Raw genomic sequence first — 24,071 nt, forward strand, 5'->3', positions numbered from 1 at the left:
GGTGACGACTCAGAGCTCCAGGGCCGCAGCGTGCATCAGGTCTGACAGCCTGGCGATCGACGGATGCGGCGCGGGTCCGACCCTGCGGACATAGGCCACCTGCGGCACAGCGGGCAGGCCGGCCTCGATGGGCGGCGTGCGCGGCCGAAACAGCGCCGTGCGGCAGGTGACGGCCAGACCCGCCTCGACCGCCGCGCGCAGGGCCGACAGGCTGGGTGTCTCCAGGGCGACGCGATAGGGCCGGCCGTCGCGCTCCAGCGCCGCCAAGGCCGCGTCGCGAAACCGGCACGGCGGCTCCAGGATCGCCAGAGGCAGTATCGGTCGCTCAAGCAACGCCGCATCGCCGTGCCAGACCATGGGCGCCACCCGGACAGCGGCGTTGTCGTCCGGCGCGCCCATGCACAGCACCACGTCCAGCCGGTCGCCGCTCAGCAGGTCCAGCAGGTCGGGCGAGCCGGCCACCCGCACGTGGAGCTGAACCTCGGGATTGAGCTGGGTGAAGCGGGCCAGCACGCCCGATAGCAGGGTCTCGGCGAAGTCCTGCACCAACCCCACCCGCACCGGCCCGATCAGAGCGTCGCCGGTCAGGGCCACCACGGCCTTGTCATTGAGGTCGAGGATCTCGCGAGCGTGGACCAGCAGGGCGTGGCCGGCCGGCGTGAGGACCAGGCGGCGGCCGTCGCGGTGGAACAGCGGGGTCAGCACCGTCTCCTCCAGCCGCTTCATCTGCAGGCTGAGGGCCGACTGGGTGACGAACACCCGCTCGGTGGCCTTCAGCATCGAGCCGGAGTCGACGATCGCGACGAAGCTGCGCAGCAATTCGGTGGGCAGGTTGGTGGGCATCGGCAGCGCCCCTTCTGAGCGGTCTATGAGAAACTCTGATATGGCCCCTGAGGATAAGTCTATTGATCCAGTAGGGATTAAACGCCTTTCTCTGTGAGGCAAAGGCGCTTGCGCCGCAACGGTTCACGGGACAGCGCATCCTCAATGTCTTTGGCGGTCACCCCTAGAATTTCTCAAGCGTCGCCATGGGTTCGGCCGCGCTGGTCCAGCGCCCGCTGGCTGTCGCCGGTGGCGCTGCTGCTGCTGTGGGAAGCGGGTTCGCGCGGCGGGGTGATCCCGCAACGCATCCTGGCGGCGCCCTCTATTGTGGCCAAGACCTTCTGGTCGATGACCGTCTCGGGCGAGCTTCTGGGCAATCTGGCGGTCTCACTGGGGCGGGCCGCCACTGGCCTGGTCATCGCCCTGGTCATCGCCGTGGCCCTGGGCCTGGTGTCGGGCCTGTCACGCTGGGGCGAGACGCTGGTCGATCCGCTGATGCAGATCAAGCGCACCCTGCCGGTCGTCGCCCTGACCCCGCTGTTCATCGTCTGGTTCGGGATCGGCGAGACGCCGAAGATCGCCCTGATCGCCACGGCGGCGGTATTCCCGCTCTATCTGAACCTGTTCGCCGGCATCCGCGGCGTCGATGTGCGGCTGGTCGAGGCGGCCCGCAGTTTCGGCCTGCGCGGCCGGGCGCTGATCCTCGAGGTCATCCTGCCCGGCGCCCTGCCGTCGTTCTTCATCGGCCTGCGCTATTCTCTGAGCATCAGCGTGATCATGCTGGTCATCGCCGAGCAGATCAACGCCCAGGCGGGCCTGGGCCACCTGATCAATAACGCCCGCGACTTCATGCGCACCGACATCATCGTCGTCTGCCTGGTCGTCTACGCCCTGCTCGGCCTCTCCGCCGACGCCCTCGTCCGCACGCTGGAGCGCAAGGCGCTGGCGTGGCGTCCCAGCCTCGTGGAGCAATGACCATGGCCCAGCCTCGCGCTCGCAACCACACGTTCACGCCCGTCGATGTCGCCACGCCTCCCACCGTCCGCCTGAAAGGTTTCACCCGCCGGTTCGGCGACAATGTGGTGATCGACGGCCTGGACCTGACCATCGCCCCCGGTGAGTTCGTCGCCCTGCTCGGGGCCAGCGGCTCGGGCAAGACCACCCTGCTGCGCACCCTGGCCGGCCTCGACCCGGTCGGCGGTCAGGACGTCACCACACCCGCCGCGCGCGCCGTGGTGTTCCAGGACGCCCGCCTGCTGCCGTGGAAGCGCGTCTGGCGCAACATAGCCCTGGGCCTGAAGGGCGCCCCCAATGAGCAAAGTGTCCGGGCTCGCGCCGAGGCCGCCCTGACAGAGGTCGGCCTTGGCCATCGCCTCGACGTCTGGCCCTCGACCCTGTCCGGCGGCGAGGCCCAGCGCGCCTCCCTGGCCCGCGCCCTCGTCCGCGAGCCGGCCCTGCTGTTGCTTGACGAGCCCTTCGCCTCGCTGGACGCCCTGACGCGACTGAAGATGCATGACCTGGTGCTGACGCTGTGGCGCGAGCACAGGCCGTCGGTGCTGCTGGTCACCCACGATGTCGATGAGGCCATCGCCTTGGCCGATCGGGTGCTGGTGCTGGACAAGGGCCGGATCGCCGCCGAAGAGCGCATTGGCCTGGAGCGCCCGCGCCAGCCCGACGCCCGCTTCCACGCCATTCGTCGCCGACTGCTGGGACACCTGGGCGTCGATGCGCCGGCTCCGCAGCCGGCTCCGGCCCTAGTGGCCTTCCCGACCGGTGAGGTGGTGCTATGACCGCTTCCGCCCTGCGTCGGGAGCCGGCCCCGCGCCTGCCCGACCTCGACGCGATCCTGCCCGGCCTGACCGCCGCGTTCGCCGCCACCGCCGGCCAGCACGACCGCGAGGCCAGCTTCCCGTTCGCCAATTTCGCGGCCCTGCGCGACGCGGGCCTGCTGGCCCTGACCGCTCCGGCCCGCCTGGGCGGCCTGGAGGCCGACCTGCCCATCGCCCTGAAAGTGGTCTCAGCCGTCGCCCGGGGCGAGCCGGCCACGGCGCTGGTTCTGGTCATGCAGTACCTGTTCCACGCCTCGGTCGAGGGCCGCTCCGGCTGGCCCGAGCACCTCAAGCAGCGGGTAATCGGCGAGGCTATCGACAAGGGCGCCCTGATCAACGCCTTGCGGGTCGAGCCTGACCTGGGCACCCCGGCGCGCGGCGGACTGCCCGGTACGATCGCTCGTCGCACGCCCGAGGGCTGGCGGATCAGCGGCCGCAAGATCTATTCCACCGGCTCCACCGCCCTGACCTGGTTCGTGGTCTGGGCGCGCTCGGACGACGCGGATCCCCTGGTCGGCGGCTGGCTGGTCCGCACCGACACGCCTGGCGTGGTCATCGAGGCGACCTGGGATCACCTGGGCCTGCGGGCCAGCGCCAGCCATGACGTGATCTTCGAGAACGTGCTCGTGCCCCTCGACCACGCCCTGGACCCGCGGCCGGTCGGATCGCCGTCGCAGTATCCCGCCAGTTTCGCGACCTGGTCGGCGGTGCTGACCGCCGCGATCTATGACGCCCAGGCCCGCGCCGCCCGCGACTGGCTGGTCGCGTTCCTGGCCAACCGCAAGCCCGCCAACCTGGGCGCGGCGCTCTCCACCCTGCCGCGCTTCCAGGAGGCGGTCGGTGATATCGACGGCCTGCTGCTGTCCAACCGCGTGCTGCTCGACACGGCCGCACGGGGCGAGGTCGGCGGGGTCGAGGCCGGGCTGGTCAAGCACCTCGTCACCGAGAACGCCATCGCCGTGGTCGAGAAGGCCCTCAAGCTGACCGGCAATCCGGGCCTGACCCGCCACAACGACCTCGAACGCCATCACCGCGACGTGCTGTGCGGCCGGGTCCACACCCCACAGTCCGACGTCGTGCTGACCAGCGCCGGCAAGGCGGCCTTCGCGACGTACGAGGCCGCGCGATGAGCCGCCTGGTCGTCGCCAGCCAACTGCCCGAGCTGTTCAACAGCGTCTTCGCCCAGCATGTCGTCGACGCCGAGATCATCGCCGTGCCGCCCGGCCTGCACGCGCCCTTGCCAAACGACGCCAAGGTCCTGGTCGCCGCGCCGTTCCGAAAGGCCGGAGGGGTCTTGCCGGCCGAGCCCCCCAAGGGCTGGCCGTTCGACGTCGAGTGGGTGCAGCTGGTCTCGGTCGGCATCGACTTCTATCCCGACTGGCTGTTCGACGGCCCGGTGGTCACCTCGGCGCGCGGCTCTTCCGCCGTCGCGCTTGCCGAGTTCGCCCTGGCCGCCATCCTGGCCGAGGCCAAGCGCTTGCCGGAAATCTGGATCGACAAGGCCGAGCGCTGGGCGCCCCAGCCGCTGAAGCTGATCTCGGGCGCCACCCTGGGCCTCGTCGGTTTCGGGGCGATCGGCGAGGCCTTGGGGCCGCGCGCCCAGGCCCTGGGCCTGAACATCATCGCCACCCGCCGCTCGGACAAGCCGATCCCGACCCCCGGCGTCGAGCGGGTGGCGGACTTGAAGACCCTGTTCGCCCGCAGCGACCACGTGGTGCTGGCCGCCCCCGCCACGCCCGAGACCCGCAAGCTGATAGGTCGCGACGTGCTGGCCGCCGCCAAGCCGGGCCTGCACCTGATCAACATCGCCCGCGGCGCCCTGATCGACGACGACGCCCTGCTGGAAGCCCTGGACGACGGCCGCGTGACCCGCGCCAGCCTGGATGTCACCCATCCCGAACCGCTGGGCGAGGGCCATCCCTTCTACAGCCATCCCAAGGTCCGGCTGTCGCCGCACACCTCGGTCCACACTCCCGACACCCGCATCAACCTGGCGACCCGGTTCGCCGAGAACCTGGCCCGCTTCCGGTCCGGCGCGCCCCTGGCCGACGTCGTCGACCTGTCGCGCGGCTACTGAAGGACAATTGTCATGACCGCCGTCAGCCCCGCCCGGGCCTTCCGGACCGAGGGTCCCCACCCCGCCAAGATCGAGACCGTGCTGCCGGAGTTCGGCTCCAAGATCCTGCCGGTCCAGCCCACCCACGAGCAGGAGCGGCTCTATCGCAAGCAGCGCCTGGCCGCCTCTTACCGGCTGTTCGGCCGCCAGGGCTTCGACATGGGCGGGGCCGGCCACATCACCGCCCGCGACCCCGAACTGACCGACCATTTCTGGGTCAATCCGTTCGGCGTGCACTTCTCGCGGATCAAGGTCTCGGACCTGATGCTGGTCAGCCATGCCGGCGAGGTCGTGCAGCCGCCCGCCAAGGTCCCGCCCCGCCTGAACCGCGCCGCCTTCGCCATCCATTCCCAGTTGCACGAGGCCCGGCCCGACGTGGTCGCCGCCGCCCATTCGCACTCGCTATACGGCAAGGCCTGGTCGGCGCTCGGGCGACTGCTCGATCCCCTGACCCAGGACTCGGCGGCCTTCTATGACGACCACGCCCTGTTCGAGGAATTTTCCGGCGTGGTGCTCGACGCCAGCGAAGGCCAGAAGATCGCCCGCGCCTTGGGTCCTCGCAAGGCGGTGATCCTGCAGAACCACGGCATTTTGACCGTCGGCCAGTCGGTCGAGGCGGCCGTCTGGCGCTATCTGGCTCTGGAAAACGCCTGCCAGACCCAGCTGCTGGCCGAGGCCGCCGGCCAGACCAAGCCCATGTCGCCCGAGGTCGCCCGTCACACCGCCGGCCAGGTCGGCAGCGAGGCCGGGGGCTTTTGGGCCTTCCAGCCCTATTGGGACGTGATCACCGAAGAAGAACCGGACCTGTTCGACTGATGATCCTGTCTCGTCGTCACCTGTTGGCGGGCGGCCTCCCCGTCGCTGGTTTGGCCGTCGCTGGTTTGGCCGTCGCCGGCCTCTCCACGCTCGCCGCCTGCTCGCCCGCCAAGCCGGCCGGCCCCCGGTCGCTGAGCGACCTGACCCTGCGCGCCGCCACCTATCGCGGCAATCCGGAGGCCTTCTTCAAGGAGGCAGGCGTCGCCGATGCGCCCTACAAGATCGCCCGCTCCGAGTTCGCCAGCGGCAACCTGATCGTCGAGGCAATCAACGCCGGGGCGCTCGACATCGGCGGCATGAGCGAGATCCCGCCGATCTTCATCGCTGGCGCGCCCGGCAATCAGGTCCGCATCGTCGCTGTGCTGCAGGGCGACGTGAACAACCAGGTCGTGCTGGTGCCCTCAGGCAACAAGGCCCAGGCCTTCGCCGACCTGAAGGGCCAGCGCATTGGCTATGTGAAGGCCACCACCTCGCACTACATCCTCTTGCGCTTGCTCGAGGAAGCCGGCCTGAAATGGACCGACATCAAGCCCGTGGCCCTGTCGCCGCAGGACGGTCTGGCCGCCTTCTCCAGCGGCGCGATCGACGCCTGGGTGATCTATGGCGTCATGGTCCAGCAGGCCCGGCAGGCCGGGGCGCGGGTGTTGCGCACGGCGCTGGGCATCTTGTCGGGCAATTATCTGGTCGCCGCCGCCAAATCGGCCCTGGACGACGACCTCAAGCGCCAGGCCTTGGGCGACTATCTGCGGCGCTACGCCAAGATCGCCGACTGGATCAACGCCGACGGCCCACGCTGGGCCCAGGTCCGCGCCGCGGCCACCGGCGTGCCGGCCGCCCTCTATCTGCGCGACTTCCAGGAACGCAGCAGCCCGTTCCGCCTCCACAAGATCACCGACGCCGCCATCGCCTCGCAACAAGGTGTCGCCGACGCCTTCGCGACCGCTGGCCTCATTCCCGGAAAGATCGACGTGCGTCCGCTCTGGGATCATCGCTTGAACAACGCCCTTCCCGATGCTTGAGAATAGTCATAGGTCATATTCGTTTTCACGATATGAGCTAAGCTGCGCATCGATAGATTTTATATGCATTGAGGCGTTACTGTTCGTCACGGCATATCCCGCTTAACAATAACGGGGATAATCATGTCGCTACACTCGACTTCGCTCTACTTTCTGGCCGGGGCTTCGGCCCTGGCCTTGACCACCGCCGCCCAGGCCGCGACGCCCGCCGCGCCGGCCCCTGCCCTGGTTGGCGTCGACGCCGACGCCGCCATCGCCGTGGAACAGGTGGTGGTCACCGCCGAACGGCGGGCCACCGACCTGCAGAAGACCGCCATCGCCATCACGGCCTTCAGCCCGCAGGTGCTGGCCGACCGCAAGATCGACAATATCCGCGACCTGTCGGGCCAGATCCCCAATTTCAGCATCAGCCGCGTCACCATCAGCCACACCACCCAGACCTACGCCCTGCGCGGGGTGGGCGAGAGCGATCCGATCCAGGAGCCGGTGCTGGCGGTCTATGTCGACGACGTCTACATCCCGCGCCAGATCGGCTCGATGATCGAGTTCAACGACCTGGAGCGGATCGAGGTGCTGCGCGGCCCGCAAGGCACGCTGTACGGCCGCAATTCCAGCGCCGGCGCCCTGCGGGTCATCACCCGCGACCCCGGCGACGCCTTCCGCGCCAAGGCCGATGTCGGCCTGGGCAACTACGGCGCGGTCGATGTGCGCGCCCTGATCGAGGGCCCGCTGGTGGCCGGCAAGCTGGCTGGCAGCCTGTCCTATATCCATCACGAACGCGACGGCGTCACCTTCGACCCGACCCTCAATCACGACGTCAACCGCATCAAGCTGGACGCCTACCGCGCCAAGCTGCGGTGGACCCCCACTGACCGGCTGGACGTGCAGCTGACGGTCAACGCCACCCGCGACCGCAGCGACACCCGCAGCTATGTGCCGGTCGTCCAGCCGACCCTGTTCCGCAACGACCGTTCCTATTCCGAGGTCGAGCCCAAGCAGGACCTGGACCAGATCAGCGGCGCCCTGCGGGTGCAGTACGAGATCAATGACCACCTGAAACTGAAGTCGATCAGTTCCTACGGCGGCTTCAACCTCAATCCCGTCGCCTATGATAATGACGGCCAGGCAGCGCTGATCCAGAAGAACCTGATCCACTACAACGACCAGTACGCCACCCAGGAACTCCAGCTGAACGGCGACTACGGCAAGCTAACCTTCACCAGCGGGCTTTTTTATCTGCATGAGCGGTTCTTCGTGCAGCGCGATGGCTATAGCCGCCGCAACGTCCTGCCGACCGACCCGGTGGTCACCCCAGGCAATTACAACTTCGCCCGCGCCCACAACATCACCAACACCGACGCCTATGCGATCTTCGGCGAGGCGACCTACGCCCTGAGCGACCGCCTCAGCCTCACCGGCGGCCTGCGCTGGACCAATGAGGAAAAGCAATTCACCTTCGACAACCAGGTGCTGAACCTGGCCGGCCAGGTGACGGGCCAGTCGATCGCCGGTCAGGCCGACAAGATCTTCTCGGCCGTGACGCCCAAGCTGTCGGCCCAGTTCCAGTGGACGCCAGACGTCCTGCAGTACGTGACCTATTCCAAGGGCTTCAAGTCGGGCGGTTTCGACAACCGCGCCACCCGCCTGGACCTGGCCAGCCGGCCCTTCGCCCCGGAGAACGTCAACACCTACGAGACCGGGCTGAAGACCCAGTTGTTCGAACACCGCGCGCGGGTCAACCTCGCGGTGTTCTATAACGACTACAAGGACTTGCAGGTCAGCTACAGCGATCCGGCCTATCCAGGCAATTCGGTGCGCGGCAACGCTGGCAAGGCCCACACCTATGGCGTCGAGCTGGAAAGCGACGTCCGGGTCACCGAGCGCCTCGGGGTCCAGGCCTCGGCCGGCTACCTGTTCGGGGTCTATGACACCTACAAGAACGCCGGCGGCCTGGGCGTCAACGCCGATGGTCACCGCCTGCTGAACTCGCCGCGCTGGAGCCTTTCGGGCGGCCTGACCTATGACGTGCCGCCAAAAGCCTTGGGCTCGATTCCCGGCAGCATCCGCGTCGGCCTCAACGCCCAGTACCAGACCAAGACCTATTTCAGCGCCCTGCAGCGCCCACAGGACGAGGCCCCGGCCCAGACCTTCCTGAACGGCACGGTGACCTGGCAGTCGCCCGACCCGCGCTGGAGCCTGCAGCTGTCGGGCCGCAACCTGCTGGATACCGACGAGCCGGTCAGCGTCACCTACACGCCCTCGACGGGCGTCTTCTACAAGAACTATCCCGACCCGCGGACCTTCCTGATCACGCTGAAATACGCGCTGTGATCCGATGAGCGCGCCCCGCCTGCACCGTCTTGCTGACTTCATCGGCGCCCTGGGAACCCTGGTCGATCAGACCACGGACGAAGAGCTGATCGTCGCCGGGGGCGGACGGCTGCTGGCGGGGCTGATCGCTCGCGACGACTGGCTGCCCGACGCCTATGCGCAGCCGCATCCGGCCCGCTACCAGCAGTATCTACTGCATTGCGACAGCCGCGAGCGGTTCAGCGTGGTCAGCTTCGTCTGGGGTCCGGGCCAGGCCACGCCGGTCCACGACCACACCGTCTGGGGCCTGGTCGGGGTGCTGCGCGGGGCCGAGCTGTCGCAGCGCTTTGAGCACCGGGGCGGGGCCTTCGCGTCGACCGGACCGGTCCACCGCCTGGGGCGCGGCGAGGTCGAGGCCGTGTCGCCGAAGGTGGGCGACGTCCACCAGGTGACCAACGCCTTTGACGACCGGGTGTCGATCAGCATCCACGTCTATGGGGCCAATATCGGCGCCGTGCAGCGCGCCACCTACGACACCGACGGGCGACCCAAGCGGTTCGTCTCCGGCTACGCCAACGACACCCTGCCCAACCTCTGGGACCGCTCCAAGCTGCTGACCGAGGCCGCGTCATGACCCTGCCCACCGTCACCCCGCGCGAGGTCCGCCAGGACTGGATCGCCCGCCGCGAGATCGCCCTGCTGGATCTGCGCGAGGAAGACCCCTTCGCCCGCAGCCATCCGCTGTTCGCCTCGCAGCTGCCCTTGAGCCGGCTGGAGCTGGAGATCCTCGACCGCGTGCCGAGGAAGGACACCAAGATCGTCCTCTACGACAATGGCAAAGGCCTGGTCTCGCCGGCTGGCAAGCGACTGGCGGCGCTGGGCTACACCCAGGTTCGCGCGCTGGCGGGTGGGCTCGAAGGCTGGAAGGCGGCCGGCTACGAGCTGTTCCAGGACGTCAATTCCTACAGCAAGGCGTTCGGCGAACTGGTCGAGGCGCGGCGGCACACCCCGTCCCTGCCCGCCCCCGACGTCCAGAAGCTGATCGACGCCAAGGCCGACCACGTGATCCTCGATAGCCGCCGCTTCGAGGAATACGCCACCATGAGCATCCCCGGCGGGATCAGCACGCCCGGCGCCGAGCTGGTGCTGCGCGCCCGGCAGATCGCGCCGGATCCCGCCACCACCATCATCGTCAATTGCGCGGGCCGCACCCGCAGCCTGATCGGCGCCCAGTCTCTGGTCAACGCCGGCGTGCCCAACCCGGTCTTCGCCCTGCGCAACGGCACCATCGGCTGGACCGTGGCCCAGCAGACCCTGGAGCACGGCCAGAGCCGCAAGTTCCCGCCCGTCACTGATCAGACCCTGGACGAGGCCCGCGCCAAGGCCCGCGACGTCGCCTACCGGGCCGGCGTGCGCCGCATCGACGCCGAGGGGCTGATCGATTTGGCCACCGAACGCAAGCGCACCCTTTACCGCTTCGACGTCCGCACGCCCGAGGAATATGCCGCAGGCCACCTGCCCGGATACCGCAGCGCGCCAGGCGGTCAGCTGGTGCAGGAGACCGACGTCTTCGCGCCCGTCCGAGGCGCCCGCATCGTGCTGGCCGACGACCTGGGCCCCCGCGCCGACATGAGCGCTTCCTGGCTCTCTCAGCTGGGCTGGGACGTCTATGTGCTGGACGGCGGTTTCGACGGCGCGCTGGAGACCGGAGTTTGGGCGCCGACCTCGCCGACCCTGCCGATCGTCGAGACCCTCAGCCCCGACGACCTGGCCGTGGCGCTGGGCGACGCCGCTGTCGTGGTGCTGGACCTCGCGCCTAGCCCCCTGCATCGCAAGGGCCACGTGCCTGGCGCCTGGTTCGCCATCCGCGCCCGGCTGGCCGAGGCCTTCGAGCGTATCCCGGAGGGCCTGCCCATCGTCCTGACCTCGCCCGACGGCCGCCTGGCGACCCTGGCGGCGGCCGAGGTCGAGGAGATCTCCGACCGCCCGGTGCGGGTGCTGGAGGGCGGAACCCAGGCCTGGGCCGCCTCTGGCCGCCGCCTCGACACCGGCCTGGTGCGCGCCGCCTCGGATCCGGAGGACGTCTACAAGCGCCCCTATGAGGGCGCCGATCATGCTCTCGAAGCCATGCAGGCCTATCTCGACTGGGAATATGGCCTGGTCGATCAGCTGGCCCGCGACGGCTCGCACGGCTTCTTCGTGATCTGAGGCCGAGATCCCATGCCCTCCAAGACCTCCCTCAAGCTCTATTTCGCCCCTGGCTCCTCGGCCTTCGCGCCGCTGATCGCGCTGGAGGAGATCGGCGTCGCCTATCACGCCCATCGCGTCGATCTGGCGACCGGCGAACAGCGCCAGCCGGCCTATCTGAAGGTCAATCCGCGCGGCCGGGTGCCGACCCTGGCGGTCGATGGCGAGCCGGTCACCGAAGTGCTGGCCATCCTCACCTACCTGGCCCAGGCCTATCCCCACAGCGAGCTGCTGCCCCTGGCCGACCCGCTGAAACTGGCCCACGCCTATGAGGTGATGAGCTGGTTCGCCAGCACCGTGCACGTCGCCTTCGCCCAGACGACCCGCCCCGAGCGCTTTGCCGACGACGAGACCGTCAAGGCCGCCCTGGCCACCCCCGGCGAGGCCCGCTTCCACCGCACCCTGAGCGATATCGAGCGTCTGGCCCAGGGCCCCGGCCCGTGGCTGCTGGGCGACAGCTTCAGCGCCGTCGACGCCTACGCCCTGGTGATCTGGCGCTGGGCCCAGCGGCGGTCGATCGACACGTCCGCCTATCCCGCCTGGAGCGCCAAGGCCGCCCGCGCCCTGGCCCGCCCGTCGGTCAAGCGCGCCCTGCAGCGCGAAGCCGCCGCCAAGGTCGCCGCCTGATGAGCACCCCTGATCCAACCCTTGAGAAAGCCTCGCTTTTCTAGCCCACGCCCTTCCCTACAGTTTCACCACACAAAACCGGAGCCTCCCCATGCCCGTCGAATTCATCGGCTATATCGGCACCCAGCATCAGTCCGAGATCCACCCGGCCAGCGGCCCGGTCATCGACCGCGACTATGTCGAGGCCGTCGCCCGCGCCCATGACGAAGGCGGCTTTGACCGCGCCCTGGTCGCCTTCGGTTCCACCTCGCCGGAAAGCCAGCTGGTTGTCGCCCACGCCGCCTCGGTCACCAAGCGCCTGGGCTTCATGATCGCCCACCGCCCCGGTTTCACCGCCCCCACCGTCGCCGCCCGCCAGTTGGCCACCCTGGACCAGTTCACCGGCGGTCGCGTCGCCGTGCACATCATCACCGGTGGCTCGGACGACGAGCTGGCCAAGGACGGCGACCACCTGACCAAGGACGAGCGCTACGCCCGCACCAGCGAATATCTCGACATCGTCCGCCAGGAATGGACCAGCGAAAAGCCGTTCGACTACAAGGGCGACTACTACAATGTCGTCCAGGCGTTCGGCGCGGTGAAGCCGCTGCAAAAGCCGCACATCCCGGTCTATTTCGGCGGCTCGTCCGACGCCGCCATCCCGGTGGCCGGCAAGCACGCCGACATCTTCGCCCTGTGGGGCGAAACGCAAGCCCAGGTCGCCGAGACCATCGCCCGCGTGCGCCACGCCGCCGCCAAGCATGGCCGCCAGGTGAAGTTCTCGCTGTCGCTGCGCCCGGTGATCGCCGAGACGGAAGAGGCCGCCTGGGCCAAGGCCGACGACATCGCCGCCCAGGCCAAGGCCCTGCGCGAAAAGGCCGGCCTGCCAACCTCGGGCCATACGCCGCCCAACGCCGGCTCCCAACGCCTGCTCGACGCCGCCAAGCAGGGCACGCGCCTGGACAAGCGCCTGTGGACCGGAGTCGCCGCCGTCACAGGCGCGGCCGGCAACTCCACCGGCCTGGTCGGAACGCCCGAGCAAGTGGCCGAGGCCCTGCTCGACTATTACGACCTGGGGGTCACCACCTTCCTGATCCGCGGCTTCGATCCTCTGAACGACGCCGTCGCCTATGGCCGCGACCTGATCCCTCTGGTCCGCGGGCTGGTCGCCGAGCGTGACGCCCAGCCGGCCGCCGCGGCGGGCTAGGACGATGGCGTTCGACGCGGATCCGCGCTGGCTGGGCGACGCCGCTTGGCCGGCTCACGCTTGGCCGATTGATGCATCGCCCGGCGCGGAACCGCCTTACAGCCTTCACGCGCCGCCGGTTTGCCCGGCGGCGTTCAAGGACGCCTTGGCCCAACTGGCCAGCGGCGTCGCGATCGTCTCGTGCTGGGATGGAAGCGCCCCGCGCGGCCTGCTGGTCAGCTCGATCACCGGCCTGTCGGTGGATCCGCCGCGCTTTCTGTTCTGCCTGCGCAAGCAAGCCTCCAGCCACGACGCCCTGCTCCGGGCGAGATGCTGCGGCGTGGCGGTGCTGGCGGAAGACGACGAGGCCGAGGCCCTGCGCTTCTCGACGCCAGGCCTGAGCCAGGAGCGGTTTGAGCCGGGCCGCTGGGACCTCACGCCCGACGCGGCGCCCGCCTACCAGGGCGGGCTGTCGACGACGGCCTGCGTCATCGACCACAGGATCGAGACCGGAACCCATACGGTGTTCATCGTGTCGGCGATCGCCGTCCGATCGACGCCGGGGCGGCCATTGATCGTCCACGCCCGGACATTTCAGCGCCTGGGCCTCGCCGCCTCGTCCCCAAAGGGCCTGTAGAGCATTTTTCGAGAAAAATGGTTCCGGTTCGCGTGAAGAAAAATGCGTCAAAACAAAAGATTAGAGCTCACGGCCTGACGCAGTCAGGTCGGGAAATGCTCTAGTCGCCCGCCCGCTGCAGCTTGCCGGCTCGCGTGAGCTGCCGGATAAACCCGTCGATGACCCCGACCGCGCCCATCGGACCGCCCAGGGGCGGGCGAAAACCAGTGCTCTCGATGAACTGCAGACCGATCTCGCGGTCCGACCGCCAGACCTGCCGCGTCAGATGGGCCAGGCGCGTGCCGGGATCCACCATGAACAGCCCATCCTGGCTGGGCACGCCGCTCGCCAGCGCTACCCGGGCGCCGCCTGCCGCCACGTCGATGAGATTGCACTTCCAAGCCGCCTTGCCGTCGGCAAGGTAAACCTTCCGCGTCGTGGGACTGCGCGGATAGCCGCGCTGGTCGCTGAAACCGGGGCCGCTGGTGCTCTGCATGACCCGGAGCCTAACGTCTCAAGGTTAATGGCTCGCTGCCGTCGTGGCGCTTCGTGGCGAGGACTACTCCTGGATCGCGGCCAGCCGAGAGGTCGTCACCCAAGCCAAGCCATCAGGTTCAAAACGTGTCGTGTTGCCGACGGACGCGGCGCCAGAGATGCTTGTCTCGATCAGTCGCGAACCAAAGCCGCGTCGGGTCGGCGCCTGAACGGGCGGCCCGCCGTGCTCCTTCCATTTCAGAACGAACTGCGCCTCCGTCCCCTCGCCCATGATCGACCAAACAATATCGACATATCCCGTCGCGGTGGACAGCGCCCCGTACTTGGCCGCATTGGTGCAAAGCTCGTGGAGCGCCATCGAAAGCCCCACCGCAGCCCGCGCCGAGATGAGCATGTCGGGGCCCCCTGCATGGATTTGCCCCTCCGCCGAGTCATGCACGCAGGTCGCGGCCTCCACGATCGCGGAGATCGGCGCGGCCGCCCAATTGCTGCTGGTCAGGATGTTGTGCGCGCGGCCCAACGACACCAGCCGGTCCTCGATTGTGCGCTGGGCTTCGAGCGGCGTTGTTACGGTGCGCAAGGACTGGCGAACGATGGCCTGTACCAGCGAAAGCGTGTTCTTGACGCGATGCTCAAGCTCACGGGTCAACATTTGGCGATCGTGTTCGGCGGAGGTCTCGCTGATTTCCAACGCCTCCTGGGCCAAGCGGTATTCTGTCCGGTCCCGCAGGATCTTGAGAAATCCAACGGCGACGTCCGCGTCTCCGCGCAGCGGCATCATTTCGCCGCTGGCAAAGAACCTCGAGCCGTCCTTGCGCAGGTGCCAACGCTCGTCGGACCCTCGACCATGGGCTAGCGCGTCGCCCATCTCGCGCTCGGGGACATGCGCCGCGCGGTCCTCGGGCGTGAAGAAGTCATCGCACGGCCGCCCGCACATCTCCTCTTCGCTCCAACCGAGAATGTTGGCGGCGCCGGCGTTCCAGCTCGTTACCCAGCCCTGGAGGTCCATGGTGATGATGCCGTAGTCGAGCGCGCTTTCCAGGATCTGCCTGTGACGTTCGTCGCTCAACCGCTTCTGGGCCAGCGCCTTGCGCAGTTCCAATTGGGCCATGACTTGGCGCGCCAGGGTTTTCAGGGCGAAAATCTGCTTGTCGTCGAGCTGGCGCGGCTGGTCGTCCAGAACGCAGAGCGTGCCCAACGGCAGGCCCTCGGGCGTCTCCAGGGGCGCGCCGGCATAGAAGCGCAGGTTGGGCGCGCCGGTCACCAAGGGGTTGTTGGCGAACCGCTGATCTGACGTGGCGTCTTCAACGACGAACACCTCACGCTGTTCGATGGCGTGGGCGCAGAAGGCGACCTCACGGGGGATCTCGGCGGCGTCGAGCCCGATGGCCGACTTAAACCACTGGCGGCGATCATCGACCAGGCTGATCAAGGCCATAGGGACATCGCAGATCTGAGCCGCGACCTTGATCAAGTCATCGAACTCCCCCTCGGCGGGGGTGTCCATGATCGCGTAGCTGGCGAGCGCCGCGAGGCGATCGGCTTCGCGCCAGCCCGGGTTCTGGAGATCGGCGAGCGAGTTCATCGAGCACCCATAGATCTTTGGCGCGGCAAAGCCCAGCGTCGCACAATGTCATGCCAAGGCGCTCGTAGTCGCTGGGGGGGGCCAATTCCACGCGGACGAGTTAGGGCGCTGAAATCCCTCGACCGCGCATTTTGCGAAGGTGGGCGCCCACCTTGAGACCGGCCCGTGATGGCCGATCCAACCTGAAGGTGGCGCGCGAGAACCGCTCGGATATCCTCTACTCGGCGGATCTGGTCCGAGGCCGGCGAGCCCCGGCCGTCAAGGGGCGGCTCTCCACCAAACAGGCGGTCGCGCTCCTGCTCAAGGGGTCTGGCGTCGGCTACCGGGGCGCCGCAGACGGCGTCTTCGTGCTTTTCGAACTGCCCAGGCGAGACATCGCAGACCCGGGCGACGGCGCGATCTCGGAAGTGCTGGTGCTTGGCCGACGCAGCCAGAACGCCGACATCCGGCGCACCCAGAATGACATTCAACCGTACACGGTCGCGGGACCGCGCGAACTGGCGGTCGCGGCGCAGGACAATGTCGACCAGTACCTGCGCGAGCGGCTGCCGGCCAACGGCCGGGTGTTTTCGCCGGGTCAGATGGTGAACAACACCGGTGCGCCAAACTCGGCGATCGACCTGCGCGGCGTCGGCCTGCAGAGAACCCTGGTGCTGGTCGACGGGCGTCGCCTGCCCAACCTGCCGACCCAGATGACCGGATTGGAACAGAGCGACGTCAACGCCATCCCGCTCGGCGCGCTCGAGTAGATCGAGACCCTGACCGCAACGGCCGGCGGCATCCACGGCCACACGCGCCTCGAAGCCCGTCTGGGCTTCACGCCCGACCATGGGCGCACGGATGTGATGCTGTCCGCTTCCTACTCCGCCGCCGAGCGGCTCACCGTGCTGAGCCGCGCCGATGCCGCGATCGGCGCCAACCCACGACCGGCGCGCGCCTCGCTCGGCCAGGCCCCACGCCTCCATGGGCCAGCCAGCCGCCAGCAAAGGCGCTGGGAGCGGGCATGGCAGGGCTTTCGCCTTGGCAGGAACGCAAGGTCCTGCATCATGTAGGCGCCCAGCTTGGCAGGCCGATCAGCAATCGAGCCCTGGCGGGACTAACCGGCCTCAGCGTCGGGCATTTTTCGCGTCGCTTCCGGGCCAGCTTCGGCGTGGGGCCGCGAGAGTACGTGATGCCAAGTCGCCTGGAATACGCCAAGACCCTTGTGCGCCGGACCCGCTGTCCATTGTGCGAGATCGCCTTGGCCAGCAGCTTCTGCGACCAATCCCACATGCCACGCGCCTTCCGCGCGGTGCTCGACACGACACCCGCCCGGTGGCGACGCCAGGACGTCTCAAATCCTGCGCCCTGGAGCATTTTTCGAGCGAAGTGCTTCCGGTTCGCGTGAAGGAAAATGCGTCAAAACAGAAGATTAGAGCTCACGGCCTGACGCAGTCAGGTCGGGAAATGCTCTAGCTCGGACCGCTGCAGTCATGATCCGCATCTGGAGCGGCGGGCGAGCGGCGCTCCAGCCTTCGACGAACAGCTATTCGCCCATGAACCGGTAGCCGATGCCGGCCTCGGTGAGGATGATCCGGGGGTGGGCGGGATCGGCCTCCAGCTTCTGGCGGACCTGGCCGACGAAGACCCGCAGGTACTGGGTGTCATGCATGTGGGCCGGCCCCCACACCGAGACCAGCAGTTCCTTGTGGGTCAAGACCTTGCCCTGTCCCTGGGCCAGGCGGGCCAGGACCTCGTACTCTCGCGGTGACAGCTTGACCACGTCGCCCGCCTTCTTGACCAGCCGCTTGTCGAGGTCGATCTCGACATCTCCGGCTCGATAGAGGCCGCCGTGCCCGGCCGAGCCGCGTTGGCGCAGCGCCACGCGCAGGCGGGCCAGGAACTCGCCGATGCCGAACGGCTTTTCGACATAGTCATTGGCCCCGCCGTCAAGGGCGGCGATCTTCTCGATCTCGCGGTCCCGGGCCGACAGGATCAGGATCGGCCCCTCATAAAAGGCCCGCGCGCGCAGCAAGACCTCCTTGCCATCCATGTCGGGCAGGCCAAGATCGAGCACCACCGCGTCGGGCGACAGCACGGCGATGGCGCGCAGGCCGGAATTGCCGTCGTCGGCGCGCAAAGGGTCATAGCCGGCCGCCATCAGGGCGGGTCCGAGGAAGCGGTGAATCTGGGGTTCGTCGTCGATGACCAGGATGCGTTGGCGCATGGTTTACAGAAGGTCCTTGGGCGTATGGATCGCCTTGGGCAGGCTGATCAGGATACGCGTGCCCTTGCCGTCGTGGATGGGACTGGCCGCGGCGATACGCCCATTCATGGCGTCAACGAAGCCCTTGGCGATCGACAGGCCCAGACCGACCCCGCCGGTTCGATCGGTCGGCTCCTCCATGCGGCGGAACTTCTCGAACACCCGCTCCAGCTCGCCCGGCGGAATTCCGCGGCCCTCGTCTTCGATGCTGATGACGACATTGCCTCGGTCCTCGTAAGCAGCCATCTCGATCTGAGCTCCGGCCGGGCTATAGGCGATGGCGTTCTCGAGGATGTTGACCACGACCTGTTCGAGCAGGCTGGCGTCGGCGCGGACCAGGCTGAGCTCGGCCGGAAAGTCGCGGGTCAGGGGCCGGCCGCCCAGGCGGCGGGTAACCCGCTCGGCCGCCGCGCCCAGAACGTCGCGCACGTCGATCCAGTCGTTGCGCAGGCGAAGCGCGCCGCCCTCCAGCCGGGTCATGTCCAGCAGGTTGGCGACATAGCGGTTGAGCCGCTCGGCCTCTTCGCGAATGCTGATCATCAGGTCGGCGCGGACCTCAGGCTCCAGCTTGTCGCCATAGTCGGTCAGGGTGCTCGAAGCGCCCAGCACCGTCGACAACGGCGTTCGCAGATCGTGGCTGATGGAATTGAGCAGGGCTGAGCGAAAACGATCGGCGCGCCGCAGGGTCTCGGCCTCCACGGCTTCGGCGGCGAGATCCGCACGCTCAAGCGCGACCGCGCCTTGGTCCAGCAGGCCCAGCAGCAGGCGCTCGTCATCGGACCCCAAGGCCATGGCCCCGGCCTCCACACCGGCCACGCCCGCGCGGCCGCGCATTCCGTCCAGCGCCCAGAAGGTCCATTCGGCGTGCGGCAGGGTCGAGGTGCCAAAACCCGCGACCTCGCCACGCTCCCAGGCCCAGCGCGCCGCCGCCATCGGGGCGGCGCCCAGTGGCTCCAAGGACGGCGCGCCGGCGGCGGGGAACAGGTCGCCATCCTTGGGATAGAACACGACGGCCTTGGCGCCGGCCGTGGCCGCCACCTGGTCGGCGATGGCCTGGGCGACGAGCTGACGTCCCGTCGCGCCAGACAGGGTCCGGGCCGCCGCCAGCAGGGTGGCTATGGCGGCGGCACGGCGTTGGGAGCCGCGCGCCTGGTCGCGCACCCGGCCCGCCAGGCCACCGGTCGCCAGGGCCACTGCCCAAAACACCACCAGGGTCAGGAAATCCGTCGGCGAGCCGATGGTCAGGCTGTAGCGGGGGGCCAGGAAAAGATAGTTGTAGACTAGGAAGGCGACCGTGGCCGCCGCCAGGGCAGGCCGCAAGCCGTGCATGACGCCGGCGGCCAGGACCGCGGCCAGGAAGATCATGCCCAGATCTACGCGGTCAAAAGCGGTGTCCAGACCCCAGGCCACGAGCGTCGCGAGGCCGACGAAACCCGCGCCGGTCAGATAGGCCATCGCGTCGAGCCGGCGCTTGGCCGGTCTCTCGACGGCGGCTTCGCCATGGCCATGGGCCGCCTCGGTGACGACATGGATCGCCGCGCCGCGCGCCTCGCGCAGCAGAGCCGCCGCCAAGGACCGGCCGAGCAGCTCGCTCAGCCGACTGCCGACCGACTTGCCGATGACGATCTGGGTGACGTTGTTGCGGCGAGCATAGGCCATCACCGTGGAGACGATGTCGACGCCGGTCATGACGACGGTCGATCCGCCCAGTTGCTCGGCCAGCTTCAGGGCGTCGCGTAGGCGGGTGACCGCCAGGGGCGAGGGACCGGAACGGTCGCTGCGCTCGACGTGGGTGACGGTCCACGGGGCGTCCATCATCATGTCCGACAGCCGCCGGCCGGCCCTGACCAGCGCGCTGGACATGGCGTCGCCGCCGACCAGGACCAGGATCCGCTCGCCCGCCGCCCAGGGGCCCTCGACGCCCTTCTCGCGCATGGCGGCGACCAGCTGATCGTCCACCGTCTGGGCCGCGCGCCGCAGCGCCAACTCACGCAGGGCCGTCAGGTTCTCGACCTTGAAGAAGTTCTCCGAGGCCAGGCGCGCGGTCTCTGGCACATAGACCTTGCCCGCCCCCATCCGCTCGCGCAGTTCGTCGGGGGTGATGTCGACAACCTCGATATCGTCGGCCCGCGACAGGGCGCTGTCGGGCACCGTCTCGCGCTGGCGCACGCCGGTGATGCGCTGGACGACATCGACCAGGCTTTCCAGGTGCTGGACGTTCAGGGTGGTCCAGATATCGATGCCGGCGGCCAGCAGCTCCTCGACATCCTGCCAACGCTTGGGATGGCGCGATCCCGGCGCGTTGGAGTGGGCGTATTCATCGACCAACAGCAGCTTGGGCTTGCGCGCCAGGGCCGTGTCGAGATCGAACTCTAGATGGGTCCGCCCCTTGTGCTCCAGGGGGCGCCTCGCCATGACCTCCATGCCACGCAGCAGGCTTTCGGTCTCACGGCGGCCATGGGTTTCGACCAGGCCGATCAGTACGTCCTGGCCCTCGGCCTTGCGGCGGCGGGCCGCCTTGAGCATTTCGTAGGTCTTGCCCACGCCGGGGGCCATGCCAAGAAACACCTTGAGGCGCCCCCGGCTCGCCTTGTTGGCGGCGGCCAGGAGCGCCTCTGGATCGGGCCGGTTATCCTCGGCGTGTCTAGGATCCTCAGTCGGCAAGGACTAGCCGCCTTTCGCGTCGAGCGCCCGATTGACCGCCAGGACATTGACCCGTGGCTGGCCGACAAAGCCCAGCAGCCGGCCCTGGGTGTGACCGTCGATCACGGCCTGGACCTGGGCGACGCTCAGGCCCCGCGCCTTGGCCACGCGCGGGGCCTGGAAGCGGGCATTGGCCGGTGAAATGTCCGGATCCAGGCCCGAACCCGAGGTGGTCACCGCGTCGGCGGGAATGGCCACGCCGGGGTTTTCGGCGCGCAGGGCGTCGGCGTCGGTTTTCTCGCGCGCGATCAGCTTGTCGTTCAGCGGACCCATGTTCGAGCCGCTGGAGGCCGAGGCGTCATAGCCGGCGGCCGACGGGCGGGGGTGCAGGTATTCAGGCTTGGTGAAGGCCTGGGCGATCAGGCACGAGCCCACCACGGTTCCCTTGGCGTCCTTGACCAGGCTGCCGTTGGCCTGGGCGGGAAACGCTGCTTGGGCGACCCCTGTCACCGCCAGCGGATAGGCCAGGCCCAAGAGGCCAAGGAACAGAATCGACGAGACGATGGCCGGACGAAGATGCGAAAGCATGACGGTCTTCCTTCCTACGAGGCGGCTTTGGGCGTGGCGACGGCGCGGCTGTCATAGAGCTTGCCGAAGTCGTGCTGGTCGGTGTCGATGTAACGCAGGTCGAGGGCGAGCTTGTCGTTTATGGCGTAGGCCGCGCCTAGATTCCAGGTCGTGTAGTCTCCCGAGCCCTTGTAGCTCTGGCGACCCAGCGCGCCTGAGACGCTCCATTTCTCGGCCACGGGGTAACTGCCGTTGACCTCGTAATGGGTCGCCTTGTCGGCGGCGCCGAAGCTGTCGGGGCTGTAGAACACCGCGCCGCCCAGCGAACCCTTGCCGGCCGGGATCGAGGTGGCGACCTTGAACTCGGTATTGGCGTGGTCGGCGCCCGAGGGCGCGTTGACATAGCCGTAATAGATCACGCCCGGGTCCAGGGTCGCCGGGCCCAGGGTCGGCTTGATGCCGGTATGGAGATCGATCTCGGCGTCGGTGTCGTCGCCGAAGTTGACGTTCGAGGCCCAGGTCCCGGCGTAGAACTTGCCAGCGGACAGATCGACGCCGCCGAACACCTGCGGGTTCTCGTCGGTCTGACTGACGCCCCGGAAGGCGCAGTCGGAGGCGACGCCGACATTGTAGCTGAGGGTAAAGGGCTTGGCGGCGGCGCCCTGGGCCGAGGCGGCGCCGGCCGTGAGGGCCAGGGCGCTGGCGGCGGCGATCAGGGCGGGGAAAGCAACCTTGGTCATGACGGTCGTTCTTTCAGAACAGGAAGTCGTGGTTTCAGAGGTGGGCGGCGTAAGCCACCAGGAAGACGAACCCGATCGCCAGGAAGCCAAAGATCAGGTTCCTGGCGATCGGGCCGAGCATCAGGCCCAACCCAGGCCGGAGACGATCAGGTCGATCAGCTTGATGCCGATGAACGGGGCGATCAGGCCGCCCAGGCCATAGATCAGCAGGTTGCGCGACAGCAGCTTGCCGGCCCCAATGGCCTGGTACTTGACGCCCTTCAGCGCCAGCGGGATCAGCGCCACGATCACCAGGGCGTTGAAGATCACCGCCGACAGGATGGCGCTCTGCGGGCTGTGCAGGCGCATGACGTTCAGGGCGCCCAAGGCCGGCAGGGCGACCACGAACATCGCCGGGATGATGGCGAAATACTTGGCCACGTCGTTGGCGATCGAGAAGGTGGTCAGGGCGCCGCGGGTGATCAGCATCTGCTTGCCGACCTCGACGATCTCGATGACCTTGGTCGGGTCGCTGTCGAGATCGACCATGTTGCCGGCCTCACGGGCGGCCTGGGCGCCGGTCTGCATGGCCACCCCGACGTCGGCTTGAGCCAGGGCGGGGGCGTCGTTGGCGCCGTCGCCGCACATGGCGACCAGGCGGCCCTTGGCCTGTTCGGCGCGGATCAGCCGCAGCTTGTCCTCCGGCGTAGCCTCGGCCAGGAAGTCGTCGACACCGGCCTCCGAGGCGATGGCGGCGGCGGTCACCGGGTTGTCGCCGGTGATCATCACGGTGCGGATGCCCATGCGGCGCAGGTCGGCGAAGCGCTCCTTGACGTTGGGTTTGACCACGTCCTTGAGGTGGATCACCCCGACCAGGACGCCGTTCTCGCTGACCGCCAGGGGCGTGCCGCCCGAGCGGGCGATCCGGTCAACCGCAGCGCTGACCTCGGCCGGGATCATCTTCGGATCCAGGGCGAGCGACTTGTAGACCGCGTCGACGGCGCCCTTGCGCCAGGACATGCCGCCAGCGTCCAGGCCCGATTGACGGGTCGTGGCGCTGAAGGCGATCGAGGTGGCGCCGGCCGGGGCGTCGATGACGATGCCCTGGCTGCGGCCCAGCTCGATGATCGAACGGCCTTCCGGGGTCTCGTCGGCCAGCGAGGCGTTGATCGCCGCGCGCATCGCGGCTTCGGGGCGCACGCCGGGGGCGGCGATCACCTCGGTGGCCATGCGGTTGCCAAAGGTGATGGTGCCGGTCTTGTCCAGAAGCAGGGTGTCGACGTCGCCCGCCGCTTCCACGGCGCGGCCCGAGGTGGCCAGCACATTGTGCTTCATCAGCCGGTCCATGCCGGCGATGCCGACAGCCGACAGCAGCCCGCCGATGGTCGTCGGAATGAGCGTGATGAACAGCGCGCCCAGCACCAGCGGATCCAGGGCGATGCCCGAGAACTTGCCAAGCCCCAGCAGGGTCACGACCGCGATCAGGAAGATCAGGGTCAGGCCAGCCAGCAGCACGGCCAGGGCGACCTCGTTGGGGGTCTTGCGGCGGTTGGCGCCCTCGACCATGGCGATCATGCGGTCCAGGAAGGTCGAGCCCGGCGACGAGGTGACCCGCACTTTGAGCCAGTCGGAAACGACCGTGGTGCCGCCGGTGACGGCCGAGCGGTCGCCGCCGCTTTCCCGGATGACGGGCGCGCTCTCACCGGTGATGGCCGCCTCGTTGACGCTGGCCATGCCCTCGACGATCTCGCCGTCGGTCGGCACCACGTCGCCGGCCTCGACCAGGATCAGCGACCCAACGACCAGCTTGTGGGCCGCAGTCATCACCACCGCCCCGGTCTGCTCGTCGAGCAGCTTGGCGTTGGTGGTGACGCGGGTGGCGCGCAGGCTGTCGGCGGCGGCCTTGCCGCGGCCTTCGGCCACGCTCTCGGCCAGGTTGGCGAACAGCACCGTGGCCCACAGCCAGCCGGCGATCTGGATCGCGAAGCCGGCGGGCTGGTGGCTGGCCACCGCCGCGACGGCCGAGACCGTCGACAGCAGGGCCACGATCCAGGTGGCGAAGATCACCGGGTTGCCGGCCAGCTTGCGCGGATCCAGCTTGACGAAGGCGTCCTTGGTCGCCCGTGTCAGGATGGCGGGAGACATCCCGCCGCCCAGGGCGCCGGCCTTGCGCCGGCCCTCCCCGCCCTGCGGGCTCCCCAAGGGGGTTTCAATGGTCGTCATCTCAAATCGCCTTTGCGATCAGTCGTG

General features: G+C 68.5%; 22 protein-coding genes. 14 read left to right on the plus strand and 8 right to left on the minus strand.

Features of this window, described 5'->3' with window-relative positions:
• Positions 1-9 precede the first annotated feature (9 nt).
• Positions 10-843: a LysR substrate-binding domain-containing protein gene (locus tag ACP696_RS13950; RefSeq protein WP_426009493.1), complete on the minus strand. Its 834-nt coding sequence runs from the start codon at positions 841-843 to the stop codon at positions 10-12.
• Positions 844-987: 144 nt separating this feature from the next.
• On the opposite strand from ACP696_RS13950, the gene ACP696_RS13955 reads away from it, so the two are divergent.
• The 12 genes from ACP696_RS13955 to ACP696_RS14010 all read left to right on the plus strand — a co-directional run bounded on the left by ACP696_RS13955 (position 988) and on the right by ACP696_RS14010 (position 13,588).
• Positions 988-1,797, plus strand: coding sequence for an ABC transporter permease (locus ACP696_RS13955; protein ID WP_426009496.1), 810 nt, complete (start codon positions 988-990; stop codon positions 1,795-1,797).
• The gene (locus tag ACP696_RS13960; protein WP_426009499.1) at positions 1,794-2,612 is read left to right on the plus strand and encodes an ABC transporter ATP-binding protein; all 819 of its coding nucleotides are present in this window, start codon (positions 1,794-1,796) and stop codon (positions 2,610-2,612) included. The genes ACP696_RS13955 and ACP696_RS13960 overlap by 4 nt, the downstream gene beginning before the upstream one ends.
• The gene (locus tag ACP696_RS13965; RefSeq protein ID WP_426009502.1) at positions 2,609-3,781 is read left to right on the plus strand and encodes an acyl-CoA dehydrogenase family protein; all 1,173 of its coding nucleotides are present in this window, start codon (positions 2,609-2,611) and stop codon (positions 3,779-3,781) included. The genes ACP696_RS13960 and ACP696_RS13965 overlap by 4 nt, the downstream gene beginning before the upstream one ends.
• Positions 3,778-4,728 (plus strand): D-isomer specific 2-hydroxyacid dehydrogenase family protein, encoded by a 951-nt coding sequence (locus tag ACP696_RS13970; RefSeq protein WP_426009505.1) that lies wholly within the window; start codon positions 3,778-3,780, stop codon positions 4,726-4,728. The genes ACP696_RS13965 and ACP696_RS13970 overlap by 4 nt, the downstream gene beginning before the upstream one ends.
• Positions 4,729-4,740: 12 nt before the next feature.
• Entirely contained in the window at positions 4,741-5,583 is an 843-nt protein-coding gene (locus ACP696_RS13975; protein WP_426009508.1) for a class II aldolase/adducin family protein, read from the plus strand.
• On the plus strand, positions 5,583-6,602 hold the full coding sequence (locus ACP696_RS13980) for an ABC transporter substrate-binding protein (protein WP_426009511.1): 1,020 nt from the start codon (positions 5,583-5,585) through the stop codon (positions 6,600-6,602). Before ACP696_RS13975 ends, ACP696_RS13980 begins: the two co-directional genes overlap by 1 nt.
• 123 nt (positions 6,603-6,725) lie before the next feature.
• Positions 6,726-8,933: a TonB-dependent receptor gene (locus tag ACP696_RS13985; RefSeq protein WP_426009513.1), complete on the plus strand. Its 2,208-nt coding sequence runs from the start codon at positions 6,726-6,728 to the stop codon at positions 8,931-8,933.
• A 4-nt stretch (positions 8,934-8,937) separates the two neighbouring features.
• Positions 8,938-9,546 (plus strand): cysteine dioxygenase, encoded by a 609-nt coding sequence (locus ACP696_RS13990; protein WP_426009516.1) that lies wholly within the window; start codon positions 8,938-8,940, stop codon positions 9,544-9,546.
• The gene (locus tag ACP696_RS13995) at positions 9,543-11,120 is read left to right on the plus strand and encodes a rhodanese-like domain-containing protein (RefSeq protein ID WP_426009518.1); all 1,578 of its coding nucleotides are present in this window, start codon (positions 9,543-9,545) and stop codon (positions 11,118-11,120) included. The genes ACP696_RS13990 and ACP696_RS13995 overlap by 4 nt, the downstream gene beginning before the upstream one ends.
• Before the next feature lie 12 nt (positions 11,121-11,132).
• Positions 11,133-11,786, plus strand: coding sequence for a glutathione S-transferase family protein (locus ACP696_RS14000; RefSeq protein ID WP_426009520.1), 654 nt, complete (start codon positions 11,133-11,135; stop codon positions 11,784-11,786).
• A 91-nt stretch (positions 11,787-11,877) separates the two neighbouring features.
• Positions 11,878-12,972: an LLM class flavin-dependent oxidoreductase gene (locus tag ACP696_RS14005; RefSeq protein WP_426043932.1), complete on the plus strand. Its 1,095-nt coding sequence runs from the start codon at positions 11,878-11,880 to the stop codon at positions 12,970-12,972.
• A 4-nt stretch (positions 12,973-12,976) separates the two neighbouring features.
• Positions 12,977-13,588, plus strand: a complete 612-nt coding sequence (locus ACP696_RS14010) for a flavin reductase family protein (RefSeq protein WP_426009529.1) — start codon at positions 12,977-12,979, stop codon at positions 13,586-13,588.
• A 100-nt stretch (positions 13,589-13,688) separates the two neighbouring features.
• On the opposite strand, the gene ACP696_RS14015 is transcribed toward ACP696_RS14010, so the two are convergent.
• Together ACP696_RS14015 and ACP696_RS14020 are read right to left on the minus strand one after the other, a co-directional pair.
• Positions 13,689-14,063: a PilZ domain-containing protein gene (locus tag ACP696_RS14015; protein ID WP_426009532.1), complete on the minus strand. Its 375-nt coding sequence runs from the start codon at positions 14,061-14,063 to the stop codon at positions 13,689-13,691.
• Positions 14,064-14,126: 63 nt separating this feature from the next.
• A complete protein-coding gene (locus tag ACP696_RS14020) occupies positions 14,127-15,647 on the minus strand; it encodes a sensor histidine kinase (RefSeq protein WP_426009535.1) in 1,521 nt (506 codons plus the stop codon).
• Between the two features lie 152 nt (positions 15,648-15,799).
• On the opposite strand from ACP696_RS14020, the gene ACP696_RS14025 reads away from it, so the two are divergent.
• The gene (locus ACP696_RS14025) at positions 15,800-16,396 is read left to right on the plus strand and encodes a secretin and TonB N-terminal domain-containing protein (RefSeq protein WP_426009537.1); all 597 of its coding nucleotides are present in this window, start codon (positions 15,800-15,802) and stop codon (positions 16,394-16,396) included.
• Positions 16,397-16,650: 254 nt separating this feature from the next.
• A complete protein-coding gene (locus ACP696_RS14030; protein ID WP_426009540.1) occupies positions 16,651-17,034 on the plus strand; it encodes a helix-turn-helix domain-containing protein in 384 nt (127 codons plus the stop codon).
• Between the two features lie 138 nt (positions 17,035-17,172).
• Here the strand turns inward: ACP696_RS14030 and ACP696_RS14035 are convergent, their stop codons facing one another.
• The 5 genes from ACP696_RS14035 to kdpB form a co-directional block, all read right to left on the minus strand.
• Positions 17,173-17,853, minus strand: coding sequence for a winged helix-turn-helix domain-containing protein (locus ACP696_RS14035; protein ID WP_426009543.1), 681 nt, complete (start codon positions 17,851-17,853; stop codon positions 17,173-17,175).
• Positions 17,854-17,856: 3 nt separating this feature from the next.
• Positions 17,857-20,556, minus strand: a complete 2,700-nt coding sequence (locus ACP696_RS14040; RefSeq protein WP_426009545.1) for a DUF4118 domain-containing protein — start codon at positions 20,554-20,556, stop codon at positions 17,857-17,859.
• A gap of 3 nt (positions 20,557-20,559) precedes the next feature.
• Positions 20,560-21,123, minus strand: coding sequence for a potassium-transporting ATPase subunit KdpC (gene kdpC / locus ACP696_RS14045; RefSeq protein WP_426009548.1), 564 nt, complete (start codon positions 21,121-21,123; stop codon positions 20,560-20,562).
• A 14-nt stretch (positions 21,124-21,137) separates the two neighbouring features.
• Entirely contained in the window at positions 21,138-21,842 is a 705-nt protein-coding gene (locus ACP696_RS14050; protein ID WP_426009551.1) for a TorF family putative porin, read from the minus strand.
• 120 nt (positions 21,843-21,962) lie between these two features.
• The gene (gene kdpB, locus ACP696_RS14055) at positions 21,963-24,044 is read right to left on the minus strand and encodes a potassium-transporting ATPase subunit KdpB (protein ID WP_426009555.1); all 2,082 of its coding nucleotides are present in this window, start codon (positions 24,042-24,044) and stop codon (positions 21,963-21,965) included.
• Positions 24,045-24,071: the final 27 nt, after the last annotated feature.

This window comes from Caulobacter sp. DWR3-1-2 (assembly GCF_049896225.1).
Taxonomy (GTDB): Bacteria; Pseudomonadota; Alphaproteobacteria; order Caulobacterales; family Caulobacteraceae; genus Caulobacter.